Genomic DNA, 22506 nt, shown 5'->3' with positions numbered 1-22506 from the left:
TTCATGACGGGGCCCGCTGATTGGTGCGATTAAGCATGAAGCGCGCCAGCGCCAGTACAGCAAAGGTGATCAGAAACAAAACCAGACCCAGCAGCAAAAGCGCCGAGCGCTGCAGGCCGTCGGCTTCGGAAAACTGATTGGCAATCAGGGCGGCAATCGAGGTGCCCTGCCCGGTCACCGTGGCGTTCAGGAAAAGGTTGTTGCCGATCACGAAAGTCACCGCCATGGTTTCTCCCAGCGCCCGGCCCAGACCGAGAATCACCCCGCCCAGCATCCCGGCCTTTACGGACGGAAAGATCACGTGGCGCACGACCTCCCAGGTGGTGCAGCCCAGCCCATAGGCCGACTCGCGCATGATCGATGGCACGGTATTCATGACATCGCGGGTCACGGCAGTGATAAAGGGGATGATCATGATGGCCAGAATCAAGCCGGCCGTCGTCAGTCCGGTGCCGGCTGGAAATACCGACGGGAAATGGGACTGCAGAAACGGCGCCAGTACTTCCATGCCCCACATGCCATAAATGATCGACGGCACGCCTGCCAGCAGCTCGACCATGGTACCGATGGTGCGGCGCAGCTTCGGCGGACAGATTTCGGTCAGAAAGATCGCGATGCCCAGCGACACCGGAATGGCGATGGCAATCGCAATCAGGGACGTGACCAGCGTGCCGTAAATGGCCGGCAGGGCTCCGAATCGGTTGACGTTGGCTGCCCAGCGGTCATCGGTGAAAAAGGACAGACCCAGCTCTGACAGGGCCGGCCAGCCGGCCAATACCAGAGAACCGGTAATGGTGCCCAGAAGCAAAAGCACCATCAGTGCCGAGCCTCTGGTCGTGATTTCAAATACCCGGTCCACGAGGCCGTTGCGCTTGAGCGCGGTCCGCTCGTGCTCACTTGCCGACAGCTTTTGCATCCGATCGCCCTCTGCGGCCTGTGGTGTGACGCTGCTGCCGGTCGTCATGGTTCATACCTGTGCATAAACGTAAGGGTTTTCAGGTGAACAGAGGCCGGAGCACATGGCCCCGGCCCGAGACATCGGATCAACAGGGATTATGGCTGCCAGATGGCCTTGCCGCTGCTGTCCTTGATCTGTGACCAGACGTCCTGCTTGACCATGCTGACAACGCTGTCCGGCATCGGGATGTAGTTCAGCTCGGAGGCCATGTCGCCGCCGTTTTCAAACGACCAGTCAAAGAAGGCGAGCGCGTCACGAGCAGCCTGAGCGTCATCGACTTCGGTGTGCATGAGAATGAAGGAGGCCCCCACAATCGGCCAGCTTTGCTCGCCGGGCTGGTTGGTCAGCACCAGATACATGCCCTCGGCGTTTTTCCAGTCGGCGTTGGCGGCGGCCGCCTGGAAGGAATCGCTGTTGGCCGTCACGAAATTGCCGGCCTGATTTTCCATCTGCGCCACGTTCAGATCATTTTGCTCGGCGTAGGCTGACTCGACATAGCCGATCGCACCGTTGATACCGCTGACCTGGCTGGCCACACCGCCATTGGCCTTGGCGCCGACACCGGCAGGCCAGGCCACCGACTTGCCTTCGCCGATCTCGTTTTTGAACGTGTCGCTGACCTGGGCCAGATAGTGCGTGAAGAGGAAGTTGGTGCCGGAACCTTCGGCGCGATAGACCGGGGTAATCTTTGTATCGGGCAGATTCAGGTCGGGATTGAGTTGCGAGATGGCGTCATCGTTCCAGCTGGTGATTCTGCCCTGATAGATATCGGCCAGTGTCTCGCCATCCAGGCGCAGCGCGCCGTTGTCCACCCCTTCCACATGCACGACCGGCACCACACCGCCCATGATCTGCGGCCACTGAACCAGGTTGTTTTCCTTGAGCTCTTCCGGGGTCATCGGCGCATCGCTGGCCCCGAAGGTCACCGTGCCAGCCGTAATCTGCTGGATACCGCCGCCGGACCCGATGGCCTGATAGTTGAGACCATTACCGGTCTCGTCCTGATAGCCATCGGCCCACTGCGAATAGACCGGATAAGGGAAGGTTGCTCCGGCACCGGTGATGGTAGCGGCCGAGGCGGTGGCCGCCAGCGAGGTAGCGATGAAGGCTGCAGCGACTTGCTTGATCATCAGAATTGCTCCGGTTCCCTTGCGCCAGGGCGTTTGCTGCGCCCTGATGGTGATCGTGCCGGCCGGGTCAAAAAGCGCGGCGGTTTCAATACGACACCAGGTTAGCAACGAAATATGTCAGTTTTATTGCAGCGCTGTCATATATCGTTGGCCTCCCCTACCGCAGCCACTGCCGCACAAGAGTCACACACGCCATCCCCAGCGCCGTCATCAGCAGTGATCCGGCAAGATGGGCGCTGATGCCGGCCAATGCACTCAGATAGCGGCCGGCCTGGAGCTGGCCGGTGATTTCCAGCGAGAAGGTCGAAAAGGTCGTCAGCGCGCCCAGAAAGCCGGTCACCACAAAAAGTTTCCAGTGCGGACTCAACTCCGGCAGCAGGTTAAAGAGCGCAAAGGCAATACCGATCAGCCAGGCGCCCAGCAGGTTGGCCACCAGCGTTCCGGGCGGCAAAGGGGGAAACAGCGCATTAAGCATCAGCGACAGCGCCCAGCGCAGGTTGGCACCCAGCGCCGCACCAAAACCGATGGCAAGAATGGAAAACCACATGCAGCACTCCTCGAAGTTCTTGATATATATCGAGGTAACGGGCAGAAACGTGGCGTTGACACGTGCCTGCACCCGCACCCCGGGTGCGTTGCAGGCATCATTAATCACGACGTGGCAGGACGCGATGGTTTGAAGCGCGCGCTTCAGGAGGCATGCCATCTCCCGGAGAAAATCATTGCACTGCCGCGCGGTCGTGGCAAGCCATGCATCGCAGAGGTTCTTCCCCTGCCCGCCATCGGTGCGTTTGCGTTAACATGACATTTTTATCCTGTTCACGGGGCGTGACCATGCCGGCAATGGGCCGTTTCAATACGCTTGAAATCCTCAGAACGTCCTCCATCGGGCTTTTTCTCGATGGCGACACACTGGGCGATATTCTTCTGCCGACGCGCCAGATACCGCGTGGTATTTCTATCGAACCCGGGGACTCGCTGCGGGTATTTCTGTATCTCGACAGCGAAGACCGCCCTATCGCGACCACCGAGCGACCCAAAATCCAGGTCGGCGAATTTGCCGCTCTTGAGGTGGTCGAGCGCACCCCGGTCGGCATCTTTTTAAACTGGGGGCTGCCCAAGGATCTGCTGTTGCCGCATTTTGAAGAACGCACCAGCCGCCCCCTGCGTCAGGGTGATCGCTGCGTGGTGGTCGCCTATCTGGATGACCGCACCCGGCGCATTACCGCCTCGATGCGACTGGATCGCTACCTGAGTTCCGAGCCGGCCGACTATGCCCGGGACGAGGAAGTCGATCTGCTCATTACCGGTCCGACCGACCTGGGCTTCAATGCCATCATCAATCATCGCCACTGGGGGCTTTTGCATAAAAGCGAGGCGATTCGCCCGTTGCGCATGGGTACCCGGACCAAAGGCTACATTCGCCAGATACGCGACGATGGCAAGGTGGATCTGAGTCTGCAGCCCCGCCGTGAAGTGCTGGCCGAGCCGCTGGCCGAGCAGATTCTTGAACGCCTGCAAAAGGCCGGTGGCCTGCTGGCCATCAGCGACAAGAGCGACCCGGCCCTGATCCAGCGCACTTTTGGTGTCAGCAAGGGCAACTTTAAAAAGGTCATCGGTGGCCTCTACAAACAGGGACGGATCAGCATCGATGCCGATGGCATCCGATTGGTAGACAGGTCATAAGCGGCCCCGGACCGCCATCACTTCAAAAGCACAAGAACGTTCAGGAATCTTCATGCGCAAGACAACGGGCATTATCGGTACCGCAGCGGTCATCATTGTGGCGGCAGGCGCTGCAGCCCCCTGGTATACCGGCAAGCATATCGAACAGGAATTTCGTCAGGGCGTGGATCAGATCTCTGCCGGCGCCCCCACACAGGTAACGCAATATGATCGGGGCTGGCGTACGTCCGATGCCGTGACCCGGACCGTGATCGAGACCGAGGAGGGTCCGTGGCAGATCGATGTGCATCACCATATCACCCATGGCCCCTGGGGATTTGGCTGGGCACGGATCGACAGCACCCCCGATTTTGGCGAGCACCAGAGCGCGGTGGCGCACTACTTTGGTGACCAGCCCGCACTTGAGGCCAGCACCACCGTGGGTTTTGGCAATGACGTCAATATCGACTGGCACTCCCCGGCCTTCGATGAGACCGATGTTCCCGAAAGCCCTGGCGCGCGCCTGGCCTGGGGCGGCATGGACGGCCACTACCGCCTTGCAGACGATCGCACCGCCTCCAGTGTGTCGATCCCTTCCCTGAACTTTCGAAGTGACGATGCCACGCTGACCCTCAATGCTCTGACGCTTGACAGCAACGGTGCCGGTGGCCCCGACTGGCCCGACATGGACAATTTCTGGGACGCCCGCTTCAAGGCCACGCTGGGTCAGCTGAACATCCAGAACGACGCCGAAGGCCTGGCGCTGAAGCTGGGCCTGGACGGCCAGGGCCAACTGCGGGACAACGGTGACGACGGCCTGTCGATGAACGCCTCCTGGCAGGTCAGCAACCTGCTGATGAAAGACCCATCGCTTGCCAGGCCGCTGATCATCAACAATGCCACCCAGACGCTGGCGCTCAAACACCTGCCCCGCGATGCCACGCGACAACTGCTGATCGACCTGCCCAATGTCGATGACTCGTTAAACGAGGATCAGGTCTCGGGCCAGGTGCAGAATATAATGACGCGTTATCTGCTGGAGGCCCTGAAGGGCACCCCCACGGCCGAGATCACGGTCGCAGGCCTTGATACGCCACAGGGGTCGCTTGAAGGCAAGCTGACGCTGGATTTCCGACCGATGGACAGCGATCGTGAACCACTCGCCACGGCGCTGGAGCGCGGTCATCTGACGCTGGACATGGCCTCGGACCGCACGCTGCTCACGCGCCTGATCTCCCTGTCCGACCCCGGCGCCCGGCCGGAGCAGATGCTTGCAGGGCTCGAGCAGGAGGGGCTGCTGGTCCGCGATGGCGACCGTTACCGCCTGGACATGAAGGCCAACAGCCGCGATCTTCTGATCAACGGCGAGTCACATCCCGAGCTCTACATGATGCTGCCGCTGCTGTTGATGTCCTTGAACAGCTGAACCCTTCAGCCTGACGTGCGCTTTGGGCCGTGGCTGCGTCGTGTCGCGTTCCGGGAGATGGCCGTGCGCTCCTGGTGATGGCTATACGTGCCCGGTGATCGTTATAGTGGGAACGCCGCCGGCGGTGAACGATCCAACCGAGACCCTGTGCATGATCGACGGGGTATTCCCTTCACCTTTCTGTCTACAGCGAGTCATGACGATGTCCCAGAACCCTTCTCGCCCGCTTTATATCGTGCATTCGGGGCCCACCCTGCTCGAAACGCCACTGCTCAACAAGGACAGTGCCTTTTCACTTGAAGAGCGCATTCAGTTCAACCTGCTGGGTCTTTTGCCGCAAAACATCGAAACCATCGAGGAGCAGGCCGAACGCGCCTACCAGCAGTATGCGCAGCAGGCCAGCGATCTGGATCGTCATATTTATCTGCGCTCGATTCAGGACAGCAACGAGACCCTGTTCTTCCGTCTGCTGGAAGATCATCTCGAGGAGATGCTGCCGATCATCTACACGCCTACCGTCGGCGAGGCGTGCCAGTCCTTTTCGCAGATCTATCGCTCCCATCGCGGCATCTTCATTTCCTACGATCACCGCGACTACATTACCGATATCCTGCACAGTGCCACCAAGGACAACGTCAAGGTCGTCGTGATTACCGACAGCGAGCGCATCCTCGGGCTGGGCGATCAGGGTATCGGGGGCATGGGCATCCCGATCGGCAAGCTCTCGCTCTACACCGCCTGTGGGGGCATCAGCCCGGCCTATACCATGCCGATGGTGCTGGATGTCGGCACCAACAATCAGGATCTTCTGGACGATCCGATGTATATGGGCTGGCGCCACGAGCGTGTCACCGGCGAGGCCTACTACGAGTTTGTCGATCAGTGCATTCAGGGCATCAAGCGTCGCTGGCCCAACGCCATCATTCAGTTCGAGGACTTTGCCCAGGCCAATGCCATGCCGCTGCTGGAGCGCTATCGCGACGAGATCTGCTGCTTCAATGACGACATTCAGGGCACGGCATCGGTCGCACTGGGCACGCTGTTTTCGGCCTGCAAGGCCAAGAATGAAAAGCTCTCCGAGCAGCGCGTGGCCTTCGTGGGCGCAGGCTCCGCCGGCTGCGGCATCGCCGAGCACATTGTGCTGGCCATGCAGGAAGAAGGGCTCAGCGAGGCCGAGGCCCGCAAGCGCATTTTCATGATCGACCGCTACGGCCTTTTGACCGATGACATGAGCAATCTGGTCAATTTCCAGCGCCGCCTGGTGCAAAAGCGCGCCGACATCAGCGACTGGGACACCGGTAGCGGTGATCTGGCCCTGATCGATGTCGTGCGCAATGCCAAACCTACCATCCTGATTGGCGTCTCGGGTCAGCGCGGTCTTTTCACCGAGCAGGTGATCAAGACCATGCACGAGCACTGCCGCGAGCCGCTGGTCATGCCGCTGTCCAACCCGACCTCGCGCATCGAGGCCACGCCGCGCGAGATTCTCGAGTGGACCAACGGCGAGGCGCTGGTCTCGACCGGCAGTCCCTTCAAGCCGGTCTCCATTGGCGATCGCAAAATCCCCATTGCCCAGTGCAATAACTCCTATATCTTCCCGGGCGTGGGACTGGGCGCGATTACCGCGAAGGCCTCGCGCATTACCGATGGCATGCTGATGGCCGCCTCACGCGCGCTGGCCGACTGCTCACCGGTAGCCCTTGAAGGCAAGGGCGCTGTCCTGCCACCGCTGTCCGATATTCAGGACGTGAGCCGAAAGATCGCCATCGCCGTGGCCAAACGCGCCCAGGAAGATGGCGTGGCGCTTGAAACCGATGACGACACCATTCGTCAGGCGATCGAGGCCAATTTCTGGACACCGCGCTACCGTCAGTACCGTCGCGCCTCCTACTAGGCCGACGCGTATTGACCACAATGCGTACCAGCCACAAAAAGGGCGCCCGCGGGCGCCCTTTTTTGATCTGTCAGACGATGTGTCACGACGGTGTCGCGGCGCCCTTTGCAACCTTTTTGCGCCTGGCCGGGAAGAAGGTGCCATTGCGCAGGTCCGCCTCGATCTCCTCGAGTGAACGTCCCATGGTTTCGGGCACATAGCGTACGATAAAGACCAGCGCCACCAGCGTGATCAGACCGTAGAGCCAGAAGGTACCCGAGGTGCCCAGTGCACTGATCAGTGACAGCGTGGTCAGCGTCATCAACAGGTTGAAGATCCAGTGACTGAAGGCGCCGACACTGGCCCCCTTGCCGCGGACAAACAGCGGGTAGACCTCGGCATTGATCAGCCACAGGCAGACCCCGAAGCTTGAATTGAGTGCCATGTAGATAGCAAGACACCCCACCAGCGTCCACTGTGCCGCTGCGTTCTCCGGTGAGCCTCCGACGAACAGCGCGCCCATGACAAAAAGCGCCACGGCCGAGCCCGGCACCATCCACAATAGAAAGCGCTTGCGGCCGATACGGTCGACCAGAAAGATGCCCAGTATGGTCGCCAGATTGATCAACACTGCTCCGCCCACGGCGGCCAGCACCGAGGCGCTGTCGCCAAAGCCTGCATCACTCAGGATGGTAGGTGCATAGTAGATCAGGGCGTTGTTACCGGTGATCTGGGAAAACATCGCAATGCCAAAACCCGCGATCAGGGCCGGACGCACCCAGGAACTGAACAGGTCCTTCCAGGTGCCTTCAGGCTGCGCCGAAATCTCCTTGATCTCGTTGAGCTCCTGCTGCGCCCCTTCCCGGTTACCGCGCACACGCTCCAGAATACCCAGCGCCTCGCTTTCACGATTTTTACCCAGCAGCCAGCGCGGGCTTTCCGGCAGCAGCATGCCGATCATCAGCACGACCGAGGGAATGATGCCGAGCGCAAACATCCAGCGCCACTGATGCCCCAGCGCGTAGCCGGTCAGATAGGCCACCAGGATGCCAAAGACCACCATGAACTGGAACATCACTACCAGCTTGCCGCGGTGCGCCGGCGGCGTGACCTCGGCGATATAGACCGGAATGATCTGGGTGGCGCTACCGGCAGACAGACCCAGGATAAAGCGCGCCAGAATCAGTACCCCCACGCTGGGTGCCGCCGCGGACAGAATCGAGCCAATGGTGAACACCAGGCCCACGAGGGCAATTGACCAGCGCCGGCCGATACGATCGGAAATGGGCCCGGTGCCCAGGCACCCGACCAGTGCCCCCAGAATGATGGCGCCGGTCACGATCTGCTTGAGCGTGTCGTTGAGCGCAAAGTCGCGTGCCAGCCCCAGAAGGGCAACCCCGATAATGCCGGTGTCATAGCCAAACAGCAGCCCACCCAGCGCCGCAATGATCGACACCACAACGACCAGGGCTCTACCGCGAAGCCCCTTCTGTGCGTTCCCTGCATGATGATCCATGAAAACTCCTGAAGCTGGCTGAATCGTGTCAGCGTGACTCTCAAAAAAATGCTCTGATGTGAACACCAGAGCCTGACCGGGATTGTAACCTGAAGCCACACTGATGCGATCATCCATTCGCCGCAAGTCAGCAAATAAATGGTGACATCATGTTAAAAAATGCCGTCCGATTTATAAAAATCGAATGCAGCCACCATCCCAGCCAATGAGGCGATCCGCTCGCGCCCGGGTGGCCTCGATCCGCTCGGCGTTGGGCCGATCGGTGCTGACCACCCACGCCCGGGCATCAAGCTCACTGCGCCCGAAGCGCATATGGCGTTCCACCAGCCACTGCTCGCGCAGCTCGGTGTCGACCTCGACATACCAGACCTCATCAAGCAGCTGTCTGACGCGATCCCAGGGCGCTTCCTCCATCAGAAGATAGTTACCCTCGGTCACTACCAGCGGCGTCTGCGGTGATACCGCGATACTGGCCGCGATGGGTTCCTCGATCCGGCGATAAAATCCGGGGGCATAGACGATTTCATCTGCTTTTGGCGTGCGAAGCCGCTCCAGCAACGACACGTAACCGGCACTGTCAAACGTATCCGGGGCGCCCTTGCGCTCGGCCCGCCCAAGACGGGCCAATTCAAGGTTGGAAAGGTGATAGCCATCCATCGGCACCACCTGCATCGCCTCACCCAGCTGATTCAACAAGGCTTCGCTGACACTGGATTTACCGGCCCCTGGCGCGCCCACCAGTCCCAGTAGAGCCCGGGGGCGCTCCTTGATCAGCGCTCGAGCAGCGTTAACCACGGCCTCATCGATCAAAAGACCGGCAATATCGTTTTCAGACGTCGTCATCTTCTCTCAAACATCCTTCTTCGCGCTTTTGAAATGATATGACCCCATAAAAAGGGCCGACTCCAGAGGAGCCGGCCCTTTAGTGTCAAGCGCGGTATTTACAGACGCTTTTCGATCATGCCTTCGAGCTTTTCCTGGTCTTCGGCAAACTTGCGGATACCATCAGCCAGCTTGTCGTTGGCCATGGCATCCTGGTTGTGCTGCCAGCGGAAATCGGCCTCGGTGATCGGCTCGACCTTCTTGTCCCCGGCGCCGGTATCGGTCACCTTGCGCTCAACCTCACCTTCGGTGTTGGCCAGCTTTTCCAGCAGGTCCGGAGAGATGGTCAGACGGTTACAACCCGCCAGCGCCAGAATCTGGTCGGTATTGCGGAAGCTGGCGCCCATGACCACGGTTTTATAGCCATAGTTGCTGGCGTAATCGCACACGCTACGTACGAACTTCACACCCGGGTCATCGTCCGGAGCATAGTTTTCAACGCCGTCACGCTGCTTGTACCAGTCAGTGACACGGCCCACAAAGGGCGATATCAGAAAGACGCCGGCTTCAAAGCAGGCACGTGCCTGAGCGTCGCTGAACAGCAGGGTCAGGTTGCACTGAATGCCTTCCTTCTCCAGTACCTCGGCGGCACGAATGCCCTCCCAGGTCGAGGCCAGCTTGATCAATACCTTGTCACGTCCAATGCCGGCCTTTTCGTACAGGCCAATCAGCTTGCGCGCCTTTTCAATGCTGGCGTCCTTGTCAAAGGAGAGCTTGGCAGCCACTTCAGTAGAGATACGCCCGGGCACGATATTGGCAATTTCGGTACCAATGACCACGGAAAGACGGTCCACTGCATGCTCAAGCCGGGCTTCACGATCCTGACCACTGGTCTCCTGCTTCACATCGGCAAGCGTCTTGTCGATCAACTCCTGATAGCCGTCCAGATCAAAGGCTTTGAGCAGCAGCGACGGATTGGTCGTGGAGTCATGCGGCTGATATTTCTTGATCGCTTCCAGATCACCGGTATCGGCGACGACCTTGGAAATCGCTTTGAGGGACTCAAGCTGAGTTGCCATGTATCACTCCATCGAATCGATTGGGGCCAGCCGACGAAACAGCATCGACTGACCGCGATATTCATTCAGAAACGGTCCATGACCGTTCGCAATGAAAAATTCTACCGTGTCAGAGCTTCAGGATAGCGATTTTTGAGCGTTTCGACATAGTCTGCATAGACATCTGCATATCGCGAGACGTTATCCCTGTCAGGAAATGTGAGGGTAGATCGGTCAATATCAACCGCATGTTGGCAGATATCGGCAAGCGCGGTCTTTCGACCCTGCATGTATTCATCACTCCACTGTGCCTGCAGCGCGCCTCCCAGCGCGGCCGCTTCCCGAACCACCGGGCAGACCAGTTCCACGTTCATGATGTCGGCAACCATTTGTCGCCAGACTGAGCTATTGGCCCCACCGCCAACCAGACGCAACTGTTCGGGGCGAATATCAAATGCCGCCAGCAGGTCCAGTCCGTAGCGCAGACCAAAGCTCGTGCCTTCCATGACCGCGCGACAGAGGTTGTCTGCCGAGAAGTTGTGGGCTGAAAGCCCCAGAAAGCTGCCGGTGGCTTCCGGCAACATCGGCACGCGTTCGCCGTTGAAAAACGGCAGTACCCTGATTCCTTCAGCACCGATGGGGGCGCGTGATACGGCCTCATTGAAGGCCTTGACGTCATGACCCAGCACGCGGCTCAACTGACTGGTCGCCGAGGTAACGTTCATGGTGCAGATCAGGGGCAGCCAGCCGCCGTGACTGGCGCAGAAATTGGCCACCAGTCCATTGTCGGTAATCGCCGGCTGGCTGGCGCTGGCATAGATGGTGCCCGAGGTGCCCAGACTCATGGTGACGGCTCCGGCCTGGATATTGCCGGTACCAATCGCCCCCATCATGTTATCTCCCCCGCCGGCCGAGACAATGACGCTGCTGCCCAGCCCCAGACGGCCGGCGATCTCGCGACGCACGGTACCGGCCGGCTGATGCGGCTCGATCAATCGCGGCAGTACGCGCTCGGGATCCAGCTCGGGCGCCACTTTGGAGAACGCCTCGGTGTGCCAGCAACGCTTTCGGGTATCAAACCACCCCGTACCCGAGGCATCGCCATATTCGGCGGTATATTCGCCGGTCAGATAGAAGTTGAGATAGTCATGCGGCAGCAGGATATGAGCAATACGGTCATAGGCATCGCGATGGTGCCGACGCAGCCACATCACCTTGGAGGCGGTGTAACCGGTCTGGGGCACGACCCCCAGCGTGTCCAGACAGCCCTTTTCACCCCCGAGCGCTTCAACATATTCTGCGTTTTCTGTTGAGGATTCGGTGTCGTTCCAGAGCTTGCCCGGATAGACCGGCACACCCTGGTCATCCAGAGCCACCATGCCGTGCTGCTGCCCGGAGACACCGATGCCGCGAATGGCACCGGCATCGATTCCGGCGGCGGCGATGGCTTGTTGGAAGGCAGCTTCAAACGCCTTGATCCACCACTGGGGATCCTGCTCGCGACGTCCGCTTTCGCGACTGATCAGCTCGTGGGCCTGCTGTCCCTCGCCGATGATGACGCCGTTTTGTGCATCCAGCACCACCACCTTGGTGCTCTGCGTTCCGCAGTCCACGCCGATATACATGAGCTCTTCCTGTCCGAAAATACTGTTGTGGCGATAGATTAGCGTACCGCTTCCACCGTGGCCCGTGCGCCCTGCTGATGCAGGCGGGAAAGCGCCCGGGTATAGGCCTCGACAAAGCGCTCGTTGTCCACCAGATCACCGAACACTTCCCGGTTTTCGATAAAGGCCAGCGGATTGTCGCGATTGCGCTGAGCAATCTCGTGAAGTTCGTCCTTCATGCGATCGACGATTTCGATCGGCTCGCCCTGCTCATCAACGCCCTCGGCGTAGCGGGCCCAGCTGGCCACCACCGCCGCAGAGCGCTTGATCTCGCCGTCACGTTCGAGCTGTTCGCGAATGACCGGCAACAACCACTTGGGAATGCGATCGGAGCTCTCGGCGCAGAGCCTTGCCAGGGTGTCGCGAATCTCGGGGTTGGCAAAGCGCTCGATCAGGGTACGGCGATACTCATCCAGATCGACCCCGGGCACGGGTGACAGCGTCGGGGTGCCCTCCTCGACCATGTAGTTGAGCAGGAAATCAGCATACAGCTCGTCCTGGCAGACCTCGTGCGCGTAGCGATAGCCGTCGAGATAACCAAAGTAGGTCAGCGCCTGATGGCTGGCGTTCAAAAGGCGCAGCTTCATCAGCTCATAGGGCATGACGTCATCGACGACCTGTACGCCAACGTCCTCATAGGCCGGGCGCCCCTGGTTGAAATGATCCTCCAGCACCCACTGGGTAAAGGGTTCACATACCACCGGCCAGCCATCCTCGATATCAAAGCGCTTGTTGATCTCGGCGCGATCGTCATCAGTGGTCACCGGCGTAATGCGATCCACCATCGAGTTGGGAAAGCACACCTCGGTTGCGATCCAGTCGCCAAGTGCCGAATCACGACGCCGGGCAAAGGCCACAAAGGACGCCTTCGCCACATCGCCGTTACCCTGGATGTTGTCACACGACATGATCGTGAACGGCGCGAGGCCCTTCTCGCGCCGACGCGCCAGCGCCTCGACAATCAGACCAAAAAAGGTTTTCGGCGGGGCACCGGCGTCCAGGTCATGACGCACATCCGGGTTGTCAAAGTTGAACTCGCCGGTGACATGATGGAAGTTGTAGCCGCCCTCGGTCACGGTCAATGAGACGATTCGGGTCGCCTCGTTGGCCAGTCGCTCGATCACCGTTTCGGGGTCATCGGGCGCATAGAGATAATCCACGATCGAGCCGATCACCTGCGCCTCCCAGCGCCCGTCGGGATGCTTCAGCACCAGGGTATAAAGTCCGTCCTGCGCCTTGAGGACCTCCTGCATGCGCCGGTCCCCCGGCATGACGCCGACACCGCAGATGCCGAAGTCCATCGCCTTGCCCTCATTCATCAGCGCATCGAGATACATGGCCTGATGGGCGCGGTGAAAGCCCCCGACACCGAAGTGAAAGATGCCGACGCTGACATCGTCACGGTGGTAGCGAGGCAGCGTGACATCACCGCCCAACTGATCAAGATTGCCTGCCTTCAGCGCTGTCATGAAGTCACTCCCTGTGGTGTCGGACGTCTGTTGTCGAATGTCGGGGCCGCCGTGCTGTTTGATTACGCGGTAGCCTGAACCGATGATGCCGGGTCTGTTTCAAGCCCCAGCGTCCTGTCGCTTTCGATGTCAAAAAGATGGATCTGATCCGGATCAAAGGCCAGTGTCAGTGTGTCACCGATCTGTACCTCCAGATGCGCTGCCAGCTGCGCCGTTACGAGCGTCTCTCCCACCCGTACCTGCGCCATGGTGACCGGCCCCAGCGGCTCGATGACCTCGACTGCGCCCTCAAGCCGGCCGCCGCCGGTAGATGCCTCGGTCTGGTGCAGATGCTCGGGGCGAATGCCCAACCAGCACTGCGAGCACTGGGCACTGTCACCCAGCGCCGACTGCTGATGCGGGTTCAAGGTGCAGGAGAAGCCCTTACCCTTGAGGGTGCCGCCCTGATAATCAGCCTTGAGGAAGTTCATTGACGGCGTGCCGATAAAGCCGGCCACGAAGCGGTTCACCGGGCGCTCATAGAGATTGTAGGGTGTGTCGATCTGCTGGATGCGACCGTCGCGCATGACCACAATACGCTGGCCCATGGTCATGGCTTCGGTCTGATCATGGGTGACGTAGAAGGTGGTCACGCCCAGTCGACGGTGGAGCCGCGTAATTTCGGCGCGCATTTCGACCCGCAGGCGCGCATCCAGATTCGACAGCGGCTCATCCATCAAAAACACCTGGGGCTGGCGTACCAGCGCCCGTCCCAGCGCCACGCGCTGGCGCTGGCCGCCGGAGAGTGCCCGTGGCTTGCGGTCCAGCAGATATTCGATGTCCAGGATTTTGGCCGCCTCCTGTACGCGTTTCTTCACCTCATCCTTTGGGGTCTTCTTGAGCTCCAGTGCAAAGGCCATGTTGTGGTAAACACTCATGTGCGGATAGAGCGCATAGCTTTGAAACACCATGGCAATATCGCGATCTCGCGGCTCGACGGCACTGACATCCTGACCGTTGATACGGATCTCGCCTGCCGTGTTGTGTTCAAGGCCTGCGATCATGCGCATGGTGGTGGATTTGCCACAGCCGGAGGGCCCGACCAGCACCACGAACTCGCCATCCCTTGTGATCAGATTGAAATCCTCGACCGCATTGGCGTGCTCATTGCCCTTCCTGCCCGGCATGCTGTCGTAGCGTTTGGCCACGTTTTTCAGTTCTACAATTGCCATCGAAGTGCTTCCCTGTTCAGGCACAGCCCTGCGGCTGCGCAGATCGATTCATTGCGCCTACTTGACGGCGCCAAAGGTCAGTCCGCGGACCATCTGACGCTGGGCAAACCAGCCCAGCACCACGATGGGCGCAATGGTCATTACCGAGGCGGCCGACAGTCGCGCCCAGAAAAGCCCTTCACCACTCTTGAAGGAGGCCGTGTATACGGCAAGCGTGGCCGCGTGATAGTCAGTCATGGTCAAACTCCAGAACGACTCGTTCCAGGCCAGAATCAGGGCCAGCAGTCCGGTCGAGGCAAGGCCCGGCAGCGCCAGCGGCAAAATCACACGAAACATGGTCTGGGCCGTGCTCGCGCCATCGATGCTGGCAGCCTCGACGATGTCCACCGGGATATCGCGAAAATACGAGTACACCATCCACACCATGATGGGCAGGTTCATGGAGGTGAACAGCATGGTCAGCCCCAGCCGTGTGTCCAGAAGCCCCAGCGAGCGATAGACCAGAAAGACCGGAATCAGCACACCCACGGCCGGAATGAACTTGGTCGAGACCATCCACACCAGCGTGAAGTCGGTGCGCTTTGAGGGATAAAACGCCATGGCATAGGCCGCCGGTATGGCCAGCGCCAGCCCGACCAGCGTTGAGCCCAGCGCCGTGATCACCGAGTTCAGCGCGTAGTGCCAGTAGCCGCTGCCCTGAGCCAGCGCGCTTTTAAAGCTCTCGAGCGTGGGGGAGAAAATGAAGGTCGGCGTCATGCTGAATGCGGTCTGCTCGGTCTTGAGCGCCGTCAGGACCACCCAGAGAATCGGAAAAAACATGGTGATACCGATTACCCAGGCCAGCAGCGTCAGCAATGTGCCACCAAAGCCACTTTTGCGACCGGGGGTTTGATCAACGGTGGATGCAGTCATCGTTGGCTCCCTGCATTGAGGTTACCGGCCACAAACCGGATCAGGAATATGGCGCAGATGTTGGCCAGCACGACAGCACCGATGGCGGCCGCCGAGGAAAGCCCGATGTCGTACTGGAAAAACGCCCCCAGGTAGATGTAGTACGGCAGATTGGTGGTGGCCGTCCCGGGGCCACCGCTGGTGGTGGCGTAGATCTCGGCAAAGGAGGTCAGAAAGAAGATACTCTCGAGCATGACCACCACATAGAGCACCTGCCCCAGATGCGGCAGTACAATGTGGCGAAACTCCTGCCAGCGATTGGCGCCGTCCAGCCGTACCGCCTCGAGCTGATCCTCCGGCAGGGACTGAAGCCCGGTAAGCAGAATCAGCAATGCAAAGGGCGTCCACTCCCAGCTGATCATCATCACTACCGACAGCAGCGGATAGCTCGACAGCCACTCGATGGGCTCAAACCCCATTGAGCGCATCACCCAGGAGAACAGCCCGTAGACCGGGTCCAGCAGCATGTATTTCCAGATCAGGCCGGTGACGACCGGCATGACGAAAAACGGGGAAATGGCCAGCGTTCGCGCAATCCCCCGGCCCACGAAGGTGCGATTGAACAACAGTGCCAGTGCCAGTCCCGCCACGACCGTGATTAGAAGGCAGGTCACCACCAAAAGCAGCGTATTGAGCAGCGCATCCCAGAACACGGGATCGGTAAAGAGCAGCTCATAGCTTAAACCCCCGGCGAAGCCGCGCATGTCCGGCATCATCAGGTTGTAGTCCTGCAGCGAGTAGTACAGCGTCATCGCCAGCGGAACAATCATCCAGACCAGCAGAAACAGCACTGATGGGGCCATCAGCCTTTTGGTAGGCGCACGCCGTTTGGGTGACGCGTTGGTGGGAGGAGCACTCATGTCGCGGGCCTCGAATGGCGGAAGTCATCAACGGAGGAAACCACGCGGGCAAAACCCGCGTGGTCGAACGTGTGACCGACGATCAGTCACCAGTGACGGGTCGACTATTTAGCGACATCGGCACGACGCATCAGCCGTTCGGTGAAGGCCTGCGCCTGACCGAGGCCCTCGTCGACGCTGGTCTGGCCGCTCAGGATACCGGCCATGATCTGACCGACCCGCGTACCAATGGCCTGAAACTGCGGGATGCTGATGAACTGAATGCCGGTATAGGGCACGGGTTCAGCGGTCGGGTGCTCCGGGTCGGCACTGTTGATGGCCTCTTCAACCAGTCCGGCAAAGGGTGCCACTTCCTGATAGCCCTGACTGTCATAGGTCGATTCACGGGTCCCCGGCGGCACCGACAGCCAGCCGTGGGCATCCGCCACACTCTGGATGTAGTCGGCAGAGGTCGCCCAGTCGACAAAGGTCTGTGCCGCTTCAGGATGATCCGCCGACTCCGGCACGGCCAGTGCCCAGGCATACAGCCAGCTTGAACCGGCTTCGGTGGTCTCGTGCGGCGCCTGAGCAAAGCCCACGTGCTCGGCCACCTTGGAGTTGTCGGGGTTGGAGAGGTAGCCGGCGGCCACCGTGGAGTCCACCCACATGCCGCACTGACCGTTGGCAAACAGCGTCTCGGACTCGGTGAAACCATTGGAGGTCGACCCGGGCGGCCCATACTGCGTCAGCATGGTCTTGTAGGCATTGGCGGCGTTTTTCCATTCCTGAGACGTTAGCTGCGCCTCCCACTGCTCGTTGAACCATCGCCCGCCAAAGCTGTTCACCATGGTGCTGAACAGTGCCATGTTCTCGCCCCAGCCCGGCAGGCCGCGCAGACAGATGCCGTAGACGCCGTTTTTGGGGTCATGAACCTTCTGGGCGAAGTCCTGTACCTGACTCCAGGTCGGATGGTCAGGCATCTCGAGGCCGGCCTTCTCGAACAGGTCCTTGCGGTAGTAGGTCATCGAGGATTCCGCGTAAAACGGCAGGGCATACAGCTTATCGTCCACGGAGAGGCCCTGACGCACGCTGGGGATCAAATCGTCGACCCGATAACTTTCCGGCAGGTTATCCATGGCACGGAGCCAGCCGTTTTTGGCCCAGATCGGTGTTTCGTAGTTGCTGACGGTGATCACGTCGTACTGACCGCCCCCGCTTGAAATGTCGGTCGTAATCTTTTGGCGCAGCTCGTTTTCAGCCAGCGTCACGTAGTTGACCCTGATATCCGGATGCGCCTCATTGAAGGCTTTGGTCATCTTCTGCATGGTGACCATGTCAGGGTTGTTAACCGTTGCCACCGTAATGGTGGTTTGTGCCTGAGCAACACCCACACTTCCAAGTCCTGCCAACAGCATGATCCATGACGTTTTCATTGTAATGTCTACCCTGGTCATTAATGGACTTCCCGTGGCAGGAAGTCGTTTCATTGCGGTACACCGACCTGCTTTTTCTTGTCATTTGGTGTCATTCGCATCATTGCTCCATCGTTAAGCAGTAATGCATTTCAGGCAAGCCGAAGTAGTGTCAAAAACTCCTTATTGAACAATAATTTATTAAAATTAAAACCAATTGATAAGCACTGGTAGAAAAACAACATCTCTATCGACCGACGAATGTCGCCCCCTCTTGAAACAACTTTCAGGCGGCAGGAATGATAAAAAATGATAGATAACAGTATTGGCCGCACGGAATGGCAACGCCCGCGGCCCTTCTTGAACAGACAGGCCAAAATGTCATGGCGAAGCCCACATCAACGGGAACAGGCAGGATTCGATTAAAGGATGTCGCCGTGGCAGCCGGCGTCAGCCCGATCACTGTCTCGCGCGCGTTCAGCGCTCCCGGGCAACTGCACCCGCAGACACGCCAGCGGGTACTCGAGCTGGCCCGGACAATGGGATATATGGCGAAACGAGGCCCGACAAAAAACGACGCCAACCGGCGGCCGGTCATCGGCGTCATCAACCCACAGCTGAATAATCCCTATTTCCATGAGCTGGCCTGTGCCTTCAGCCAGCTGGGAGAAATGCGTCGGATGGATGTGCTGATCATGGACTCCCATGATTCGCCTGCCCAGGAAGAGGCGGCCGTGGATCGGCTGATTGCCTGTGGCGTGGATGGGATCATCCTGACCGTCATTTCCGCCGACATGCGCTATCAACCGGCCTATTTCGAACGGCTGGAAAGGGCGAACATCGCCGTCATTCTGGTGGATCGCGAAGTGACAGCGCCTCATTATGGCGGCGTCTATATCGACAACCTGGACTGCGGCTACCAGGCCGGGACATGGATGAAAGGCCAGCCGGTCGAGCGGCTTCTGATTCTCTCGGGGCCGTCGGATTCGCTGGTCACCATCGGGCGGGTGTCAGGCCTGCGTGAGGCGCTGGCCGGCAGTCACATCGCGCTCGAGGTGCACTATGGTGATTTTTCCATGGTCCCTGCCGAGCACTTTTTGAACGAGAGACTTGGGCGCCCCCCGCTGCCCGATGCCCTGATCGGCATTAACAACCAGATCACCCTGGGCATCCTGGCGGCCTATCGACGGGCCGGGCTGCCCCTGCCCGAGCAGCCCGGTGGGCCACGCCTTTTCTGCATTGACGGTATTGCCCGCGCCGAGCTGCTGGGCGTGGACATTCCCTCGATCCGTCATGACCTGGTGACCATGGCCACCCAGGCCATGGATCTTGTCGAGGACGCGCTGCAGTCCGGCAGCCGTCAGGGGGCTCGCCAGGTGGTACGGGGCCATCTTCACCTGCCGGGCGAAACCAGTTGAGCGACCCTGATCAGGGTCGCGAGGGCGCATCGCCCGGGGGGCTGCCATCCGGCGTCGCGTCGGCATCGTCTTTCTCATTGCGTGACTCGAGAGGCGTGGCGACCACATCGTGATCCTCACGCGGCCCGTCCGTGCGCGACCCTCGCAGATGCTCCAGCAGGCCATCAATGTTTTCCAGATGAATGCTCGTGCGCGGCACGGCCAGATCGAAGCCCTCTTCATCCATGCGTCGCTTAAGACGCAGATTGAACTCGCGGGCAACTTCCCACTGCATGACCGGCGCGGTACGAAAGCGAGCACGCACGATGGCCGAGCCTTCGGTAAAGCTCTCCACGCCCTGCATCTCGAGCGCCGACCAGATCTTGAAACGAAACAGTGGATCGTTGCGCATGCCGCCGGCCGTCTCCTCGATCATCTCAATGGCACGATCGATGGTCATGCGCTGAGGCACCCGCACTCGAAACAAGGCGTAGCCGAATTCCCGCGAATAGTTCTGCACCGCCTTGATCTGGCTGAAGGGCACCGAATGCACGATGCCATCCAGATCGCGCAGGCGAATGGTGCGCAGGCTGAGCTTTTCGACTGTCCCCAGGTTGCCGCCGACATCGACGAAGTCATCAATGGCCAGCGTGTCTTCTACCAGAATGAAGATGCCGGTGATCAAATCCTGCACCAGCGTCTGGGCACCAAAACCGACCGCCAGACCGATGACCCCGGCACCGGCCAGCAGCGGTGTCACATTGACGCCCAGGTTGGCCAGCGCCACGATCGAGCCGATCACCACGATGGTGACAAACACCACGTTGCGCATCAGCGGTGTAATGGTTTCGGCCCGGGCACGGCGCGCCCGCCCACGCTGGGAGCGCGACGTTGACGTCATGGCACGATGGATGGCCGTATCGGTCAAAATCCAGATCAGCCAGCAGATCAGCACCGTCAGGCCGATACTGATCAAGGGCTGCGCGATGCGCTCTCCCACCCCGCCGGTTCGCCCGAGATTCAGCAGTGAAAAACCCCAGGCCTGAGCGGCACATTCGGCAAAGATGACCCAGCAGGCCAGATGGCACAGCACATAGCCAAATCGGGTCAGGCGCCGAATATAGAGCGAACGCCTGGGCCGCTGTTGCACCTGCTGGCTGTTGCGACGCAAAAGGCTGGTCACAATCAGCGTGACGATCATGAGCGCAGCGGTCAAAAGCGCTCGGGCAAAGACCGAGCGCACGTCACCGCTGTAGGTCAGAATGGCCAGCAGCGAAGCGGCCACGATCAGAAGGGCCGGAATGTGCCAGACCCTGCCCAGTACCTGAATCAGGTCGCTGACAACGCCGCCCTGCTGTCGCTGACTCAGCGGACGGTTGCGAATCAGATGTCGAATCGGACGTCGAAAACGCACCACGAAAAATCCGGTCAGCACAACCGCCGCGATATTGACCACCTCGGCGCTGAAACCGGCCAGAGCATTGCCGAGCGCTTCATTGAGCAGTGAGGCATTGAGCGCATCTCCCAGTGCGGCCACGCTGCCGATATAGAAAAGCGGCCAGGCCCCCTGCTGGCGCAAAAGACGCAATGCCGTGCGGCGATGCCCCCAGGAAAACAGCGAAAAGACCACCTCACAAACCGAGGCAAACACCATGCCGCACAGCGCGGCCCACCCAAGCGTGGTGGCCAGTATCATTCCGGGAGTGGGCCCCATTCGAAAGGTGATCACCAGGGTGGCGGCAAAGGCGGCGCCCATGGGCAGCAACCGTCTCAGACAATAGCGCATCAGCATCACGGCGGTCGGCTGCTCGGGCAGACGCAGCGTCACACCATAGTATTTGCCAACGGCGCGAATCAGCAGATAAAGCAGCAGCGCCGCCACCGCCTGCACGGTGATCGTGAGCAGAAAATCGCGGATCAGTGACCAGCGATTGGCGGGCTCGCCGAATCGCCCGGACAGATCCTCAAGCGCGCTGTCGGCGCGTCGCTGCCAGCTCTGGATCAGGCTTCGCCCTTCTCCTTCCTGACCGGTTACCTCCTCGAAGGTGGTGGCCAGTGCGCCCAGTAAACCACGCCCGGAAGCGCCCGATGCGCCCTCGGCGTTATCGCTTTCGATACGGGCCCGACTTGCTTCGCGCAGATCGCGCAGGCCCTTTAGCAGCGAGTCGCGCTGCTCACTGTTTTCAAGTGTCGAGATCAACTGATCCAGCGAGTCGCGCATCTGCTCGGGAGACACCTGCTCGCCCTTGCCGGCATCATCCTTGCCACCGGCTCCCAGCCCGGCAAGCTCGGCGGCCGAGCCGTGGGCCTGCGGCACACCCGTCAGCATGATCAACACCAGCATCACCATCGCACCCATCCGGCGCATGGCCGTCAGCGGCCAAAGCCCTGTTGTCGCCTGCATTCCCCGATATTCCTTTCAATCCAACCGGCAGGCAGCGTGACCTGGTCGAGCCGGGCTCACAAGTCATGGACCTCCATCGTGACCGAATCACCATCAATAATCTCCCTGGCCAGCGGCGGCTTTCAGAGCCATAACGACCCAAAACCTGCCCTCCGGGGTCGAGCCCGGCCAGAAAAGGTTGAAAAAATATTGACGCTGACTCATCATACCCGGCCATTAAATTTGGCTGACCAACATCTTTCCGGAGCGCGCCATGAAAGCAGGCATCCATCCCCAGTACCGTACGGTGATCTTTCACGACACCAACGCTGATACTCACTTCAAGATTCGTTCGACGGTAAGCACCAGCGAAACCATCGAGTTTGAAGGCGACACCTATCCGCTGGTACGTCTGGATATTTCTTCTGCATCACATCCCTTCTATACCGGCCAGCAGCGTCAGGCCAGCTCTGAAGGTCGTGCTGCACAGTTCCGTCGTCGCTTCGGCAACTTCGGTACGCGCAACAACGCCGAGTAAGACTCCGGGCGCGCTTCGCCCGTGCAATACGGCCTTGTTCGGTCCGGTATCCCGAACACAGCAGCGCTCCTGTATGCCCGAAAGAGTTTCTTTCGGGCGTCAGGGCTGCCCCGCCTGACCTTAAACGATCTGTATCACCATTCCGCTCGATACACCTTGTCCGCTCCATATCCCCTGACATAAAACTGAATCAC

The 22506-nt window shown here is 59.9% G+C and carries 18 protein-coding genes and 1 riboswitch; of the genes, 5 read left to right on the top strand and 13 right to left on the bottom strand.

Annotation, left to right across the window (positions count from 1 at the left end):
* Position 1 precedes the first annotated feature (1 nt).
* The 3 genes from pstC to crcB all read right to left on the bottom strand — a co-directional run bounded on the left by pstC (position 2) and on the right by crcB (position 2635).
* Complete coding sequence (gene pstC, locus Q0931_RS00480) at positions 2-964, bottom strand: phosphate ABC transporter permease subunit PstC (protein WP_299256161.1); 963 nt, start codon at positions 962-964, stop codon at positions 2-4.
* Positions 965-1053: 89 nt separating this feature from the next.
* On the bottom strand, positions 1054-2088 hold the full coding sequence (gene pstS / locus Q0931_RS00475; RefSeq protein WP_299256159.1) for a phosphate ABC transporter substrate-binding protein PstS: 1035 nt from the start codon (positions 2086-2088) through the stop codon (positions 1054-1056).
* A gap of 157 nt (positions 2089-2245) precedes the next feature.
* Positions 2246-2635: a fluoride efflux transporter CrcB gene (gene crcB / locus Q0931_RS00470; protein WP_299256157.1), complete on the bottom strand. Its 390-nt coding sequence runs from the start codon at positions 2633-2635 to the stop codon at positions 2246-2248.
* Positions 2636-2719: 84 nt separating this feature from the next.
* Positions 2720-2807: riboswitch (Fluoride riboswitch) on the bottom strand.
* Positions 2808-2889: 82 nt separating this feature from the next.
* On the opposite strand from crcB, the gene Q0931_RS00465 reads away from it, so the two are divergent.
* The 3 genes from Q0931_RS00465 (at position 2890) to Q0931_RS00455 (ending at position 7073) form a co-directional block, all read left to right on the top strand.
* A complete protein-coding gene (locus Q0931_RS00465; protein WP_299256156.1) occupies positions 2890-3774 on the top strand; it encodes a S1-like domain-containing RNA-binding protein in 885 nt (294 codons plus the stop codon).
* Between the two features lie 52 nt (positions 3775-3826).
* Positions 3827-5179, top strand: a complete 1353-nt coding sequence (locus Q0931_RS00460; RefSeq protein WP_299256155.1) for a DUF945 family protein — start codon at positions 3827-3829, stop codon at positions 5177-5179.
* Positions 5180-5381: 202 nt separating this feature from the next.
* Positions 5382-7073, top strand: coding sequence for an NAD-dependent malic enzyme (locus Q0931_RS00455; RefSeq protein WP_299256154.1), 1692 nt, complete (start codon positions 5382-5384; stop codon positions 7071-7073).
* An 82-nt stretch (positions 7074-7155) separates the two neighbouring features.
* On the opposite strand, the gene Q0931_RS00450 is transcribed toward Q0931_RS00455, so the two are convergent.
* The 9 genes from Q0931_RS00450 to Q0931_RS00410 form a co-directional block, all read right to left on the bottom strand.
* Positions 7156-8568, bottom strand: coding sequence for a sugar porter family MFS transporter (locus Q0931_RS00450; protein WP_299256153.1), 1413 nt, complete (start codon positions 8566-8568; stop codon positions 7156-7158).
* Positions 8569-8739: 171 nt separating this feature from the next.
* Complete coding sequence (locus Q0931_RS00445) at positions 8740-9411, bottom strand: nucleoside/nucleotide kinase family protein (RefSeq protein WP_299256152.1); 672 nt, start codon at positions 9409-9411, stop codon at positions 8740-8742.
* A gap of 98 nt (positions 9412-9509) precedes the next feature.
* Positions 9510-10469, bottom strand: a complete 960-nt coding sequence (tal, locus tag Q0931_RS00440; protein WP_299256151.1) for a transaldolase — start codon at positions 10467-10469, stop codon at positions 9510-9512.
* Between the two features lie 101 nt (positions 10470-10570).
* On the bottom strand, positions 10571-12073 hold the full coding sequence (xylB, locus tag Q0931_RS00435) for a xylulokinase (RefSeq protein WP_299256150.1): 1503 nt from the start codon (positions 12071-12073) through the stop codon (positions 10571-10573).
* Positions 12074-12111: 38 nt separating this feature from the next.
* Complete coding sequence (locus Q0931_RS00430; protein ID WP_299256149.1) at positions 12112-13581, bottom strand: mannitol dehydrogenase family protein; 1470 nt, start codon at positions 13579-13581, stop codon at positions 12112-12114.
* 62 nt (positions 13582-13643) lie between these two features.
* Positions 13644-14792 carry a sn-glycerol-3-phosphate ABC transporter ATP-binding protein UgpC gene (gene ugpC / locus Q0931_RS00425; RefSeq protein WP_299256147.1) on the bottom strand — a complete coding sequence of 383 codons (1149 nt, stop codon included), beginning with the start codon at positions 14790-14792 and terminating at the stop codon, positions 13644-13646.
* 57 nt (positions 14793-14849) lie between these two features.
* Complete coding sequence (locus Q0931_RS00420) at positions 14850-15704, bottom strand: carbohydrate ABC transporter permease (protein WP_299256145.1); 855 nt, start codon at positions 15702-15704, stop codon at positions 14850-14852.
* Complete coding sequence (locus tag Q0931_RS00415) at positions 15701-16603, bottom strand: carbohydrate ABC transporter permease (protein WP_299256143.1); 903 nt, start codon at positions 16601-16603, stop codon at positions 15701-15703. The genes Q0931_RS00420 and Q0931_RS00415 overlap by 4 nt, the downstream gene beginning before the upstream one ends.
* Before the next feature lie 104 nt (positions 16604-16707).
* On the bottom strand, positions 16708-18036 hold the full coding sequence (locus tag Q0931_RS00410) for a sugar ABC transporter substrate-binding protein (RefSeq protein ID WP_366941552.1): 1329 nt from the start codon (positions 18034-18036) through the stop codon (positions 16708-16710).
* A 296-nt stretch (positions 18037-18332) separates the two neighbouring features.
* Here Q0931_RS00410 and Q0931_RS00405 point away from each other — a divergent pair, with 296 nt between their 5' ends.
* Complete coding sequence (locus Q0931_RS00405; RefSeq protein ID WP_366941551.1) at positions 18333-19412, top strand: LacI family DNA-binding transcriptional regulator; 1080 nt, start codon at positions 18333-18335, stop codon at positions 19410-19412.
* Between the two features lie 10 nt (positions 19413-19422).
* Here Q0931_RS00405 and Q0931_RS00400 read toward each other — a convergent pair whose 3' ends face one another.
* On the bottom strand, positions 19423-21795 hold the full coding sequence (locus Q0931_RS00400; RefSeq protein WP_299256140.1) for a mechanosensitive ion channel family protein: 2373 nt from the start codon (positions 21793-21795) through the stop codon (positions 19423-19425).
* A gap of 253 nt (positions 21796-22048) precedes the next feature.
* Here Q0931_RS00400 and Q0931_RS00395 point away from each other — a divergent pair, with 253 nt between their 5' ends.
* On the top strand, positions 22049-22312 hold the full coding sequence (locus tag Q0931_RS00395; protein WP_108842891.1) for a type B 50S ribosomal protein L31: 264 nt from the start codon (positions 22049-22051) through the stop codon (positions 22310-22312).
* The last annotated feature ends 194 nt before the right edge of the window (positions 22313-22506 follow it).

Source organism: uncultured Kushneria sp. (genome assembly GCF_947497025.1).
Classification (GTDB): Bacteria; Pseudomonadota; Gammaproteobacteria; order Pseudomonadales; family Halomonadaceae; genus Kushneria.
The sequence above is the reverse complement of the archived record's forward strand: the minus strand, read 5'-3'. Positions and strand labels throughout refer to the sequence as shown.

What these genes read in the sequence shown, in the direction of transcription:
- pstC (WP_299256161.1), bottom strand. Translation starts at nt 964, where the DNA reads ATGACGACCGGCAGCAGCGTCACACCACAGGCCGCAGAGGGCGATCGG.
- pstS (WP_299256159.1), bottom strand. Translation starts at nt 2,088, where the DNA reads ATGATCAAGCAAGTCGCTGCAGCCTTCATCGCTACCTCGCTGGCGGCC.
- crcB (WP_299256157.1), bottom strand. Translation starts at nt 2,635, where the DNA reads ATGTGGTTTTCCATTCTTGCCATCGGTTTTGGTGCGGCGCTGGGTGCC.
- Q0931_RS00465 (WP_299256156.1), top strand. Translation starts at nt 2,890, where the DNA reads ATGACATTTTTATCCTGTTCACGGGGCGTGACCATGCCGGCAATGGGC.
- Q0931_RS00460 (WP_299256155.1), top strand. Translation starts at nt 3,827, where the DNA reads ATGCGCAAGACAACGGGCATTATCGGTACCGCAGCGGTCATCATTGTG.
- Q0931_RS00455 (WP_299256154.1), top strand. Translation starts at nt 5,382, where the DNA reads ATGTCCCAGAACCCTTCTCGCCCGCTTTATATCGTGCATTCGGGGCCC.
- Q0931_RS00450 (WP_299256153.1), bottom strand. Translation starts at nt 8,568, where the DNA reads ATGGATCATCATGCAGGGAACGCACAGAAGGGGCTTCGCGGTAGAGCC.
- Q0931_RS00445 (WP_299256152.1), bottom strand. Translation starts at nt 9,411, where the DNA reads ATGACGACGTCTGAAAACGATATTGCCGGTCTTTTGATCGATGAGGCC.
- tal (WP_299256151.1), bottom strand. Translation starts at nt 10,469, where the DNA reads ATGGCAACTCAGCTTGAGTCCCTCAAAGCGATTTCCAAGGTCGTCGCC.
- xylB (WP_299256150.1), bottom strand. Translation starts at nt 12,073, where the DNA reads ATGTATATCGGCGTGGACTGCGGAACGCAGAGCACCAAGGTGGTGGTG.
- Q0931_RS00430 (WP_299256149.1), bottom strand. Translation starts at nt 13,581, where the DNA reads ATGACAGCGCTGAAGGCAGGCAATCTTGATCAGTTGGGCGGTGATGTC.
- ugpC (WP_299256147.1), bottom strand. Translation starts at nt 14,792, where the DNA reads ATGGCAATTGTAGAACTGAAAAACGTGGCCAAACGCTACGACAGCATG.
- Q0931_RS00420 (WP_299256145.1), bottom strand. Translation starts at nt 15,704, where the DNA reads ATGACTGCATCCACCGTTGATCAAACCCCCGGTCGCAAAAGTGGCTTT.
- Q0931_RS00415 (WP_299256143.1), bottom strand. Translation starts at nt 16,603, where the DNA reads ATGAGTGCTCCTCCCACCAACGCGTCACCCAAACGGCGTGCGCCTACC.
- Q0931_RS00410 (WP_366941552.1), bottom strand. Translation starts at nt 18,036, where the DNA reads ATGACCAGGGTAGACATTACAATGAAAACGTCATGGATCATGCTGTTG.
- Q0931_RS00405 (WP_366941551.1), top strand. Translation starts at nt 18,333, where the DNA reads ATGGCAACGCCCGCGGCCCTTCTTGAACAGACAGGCCAAAATGTCATG.
- Q0931_RS00400 (WP_299256140.1), bottom strand. Translation starts at nt 21,795, where the DNA reads ATGCAGGCGACAACAGGGCTTTGGCCGCTGACGGCCATGCGCCGGATG.
- Q0931_RS00395 (WP_108842891.1), top strand. Translation starts at nt 22,049, where the DNA reads ATGAAAGCAGGCATCCATCCCCAGTACCGTACGGTGATCTTTCACGAC.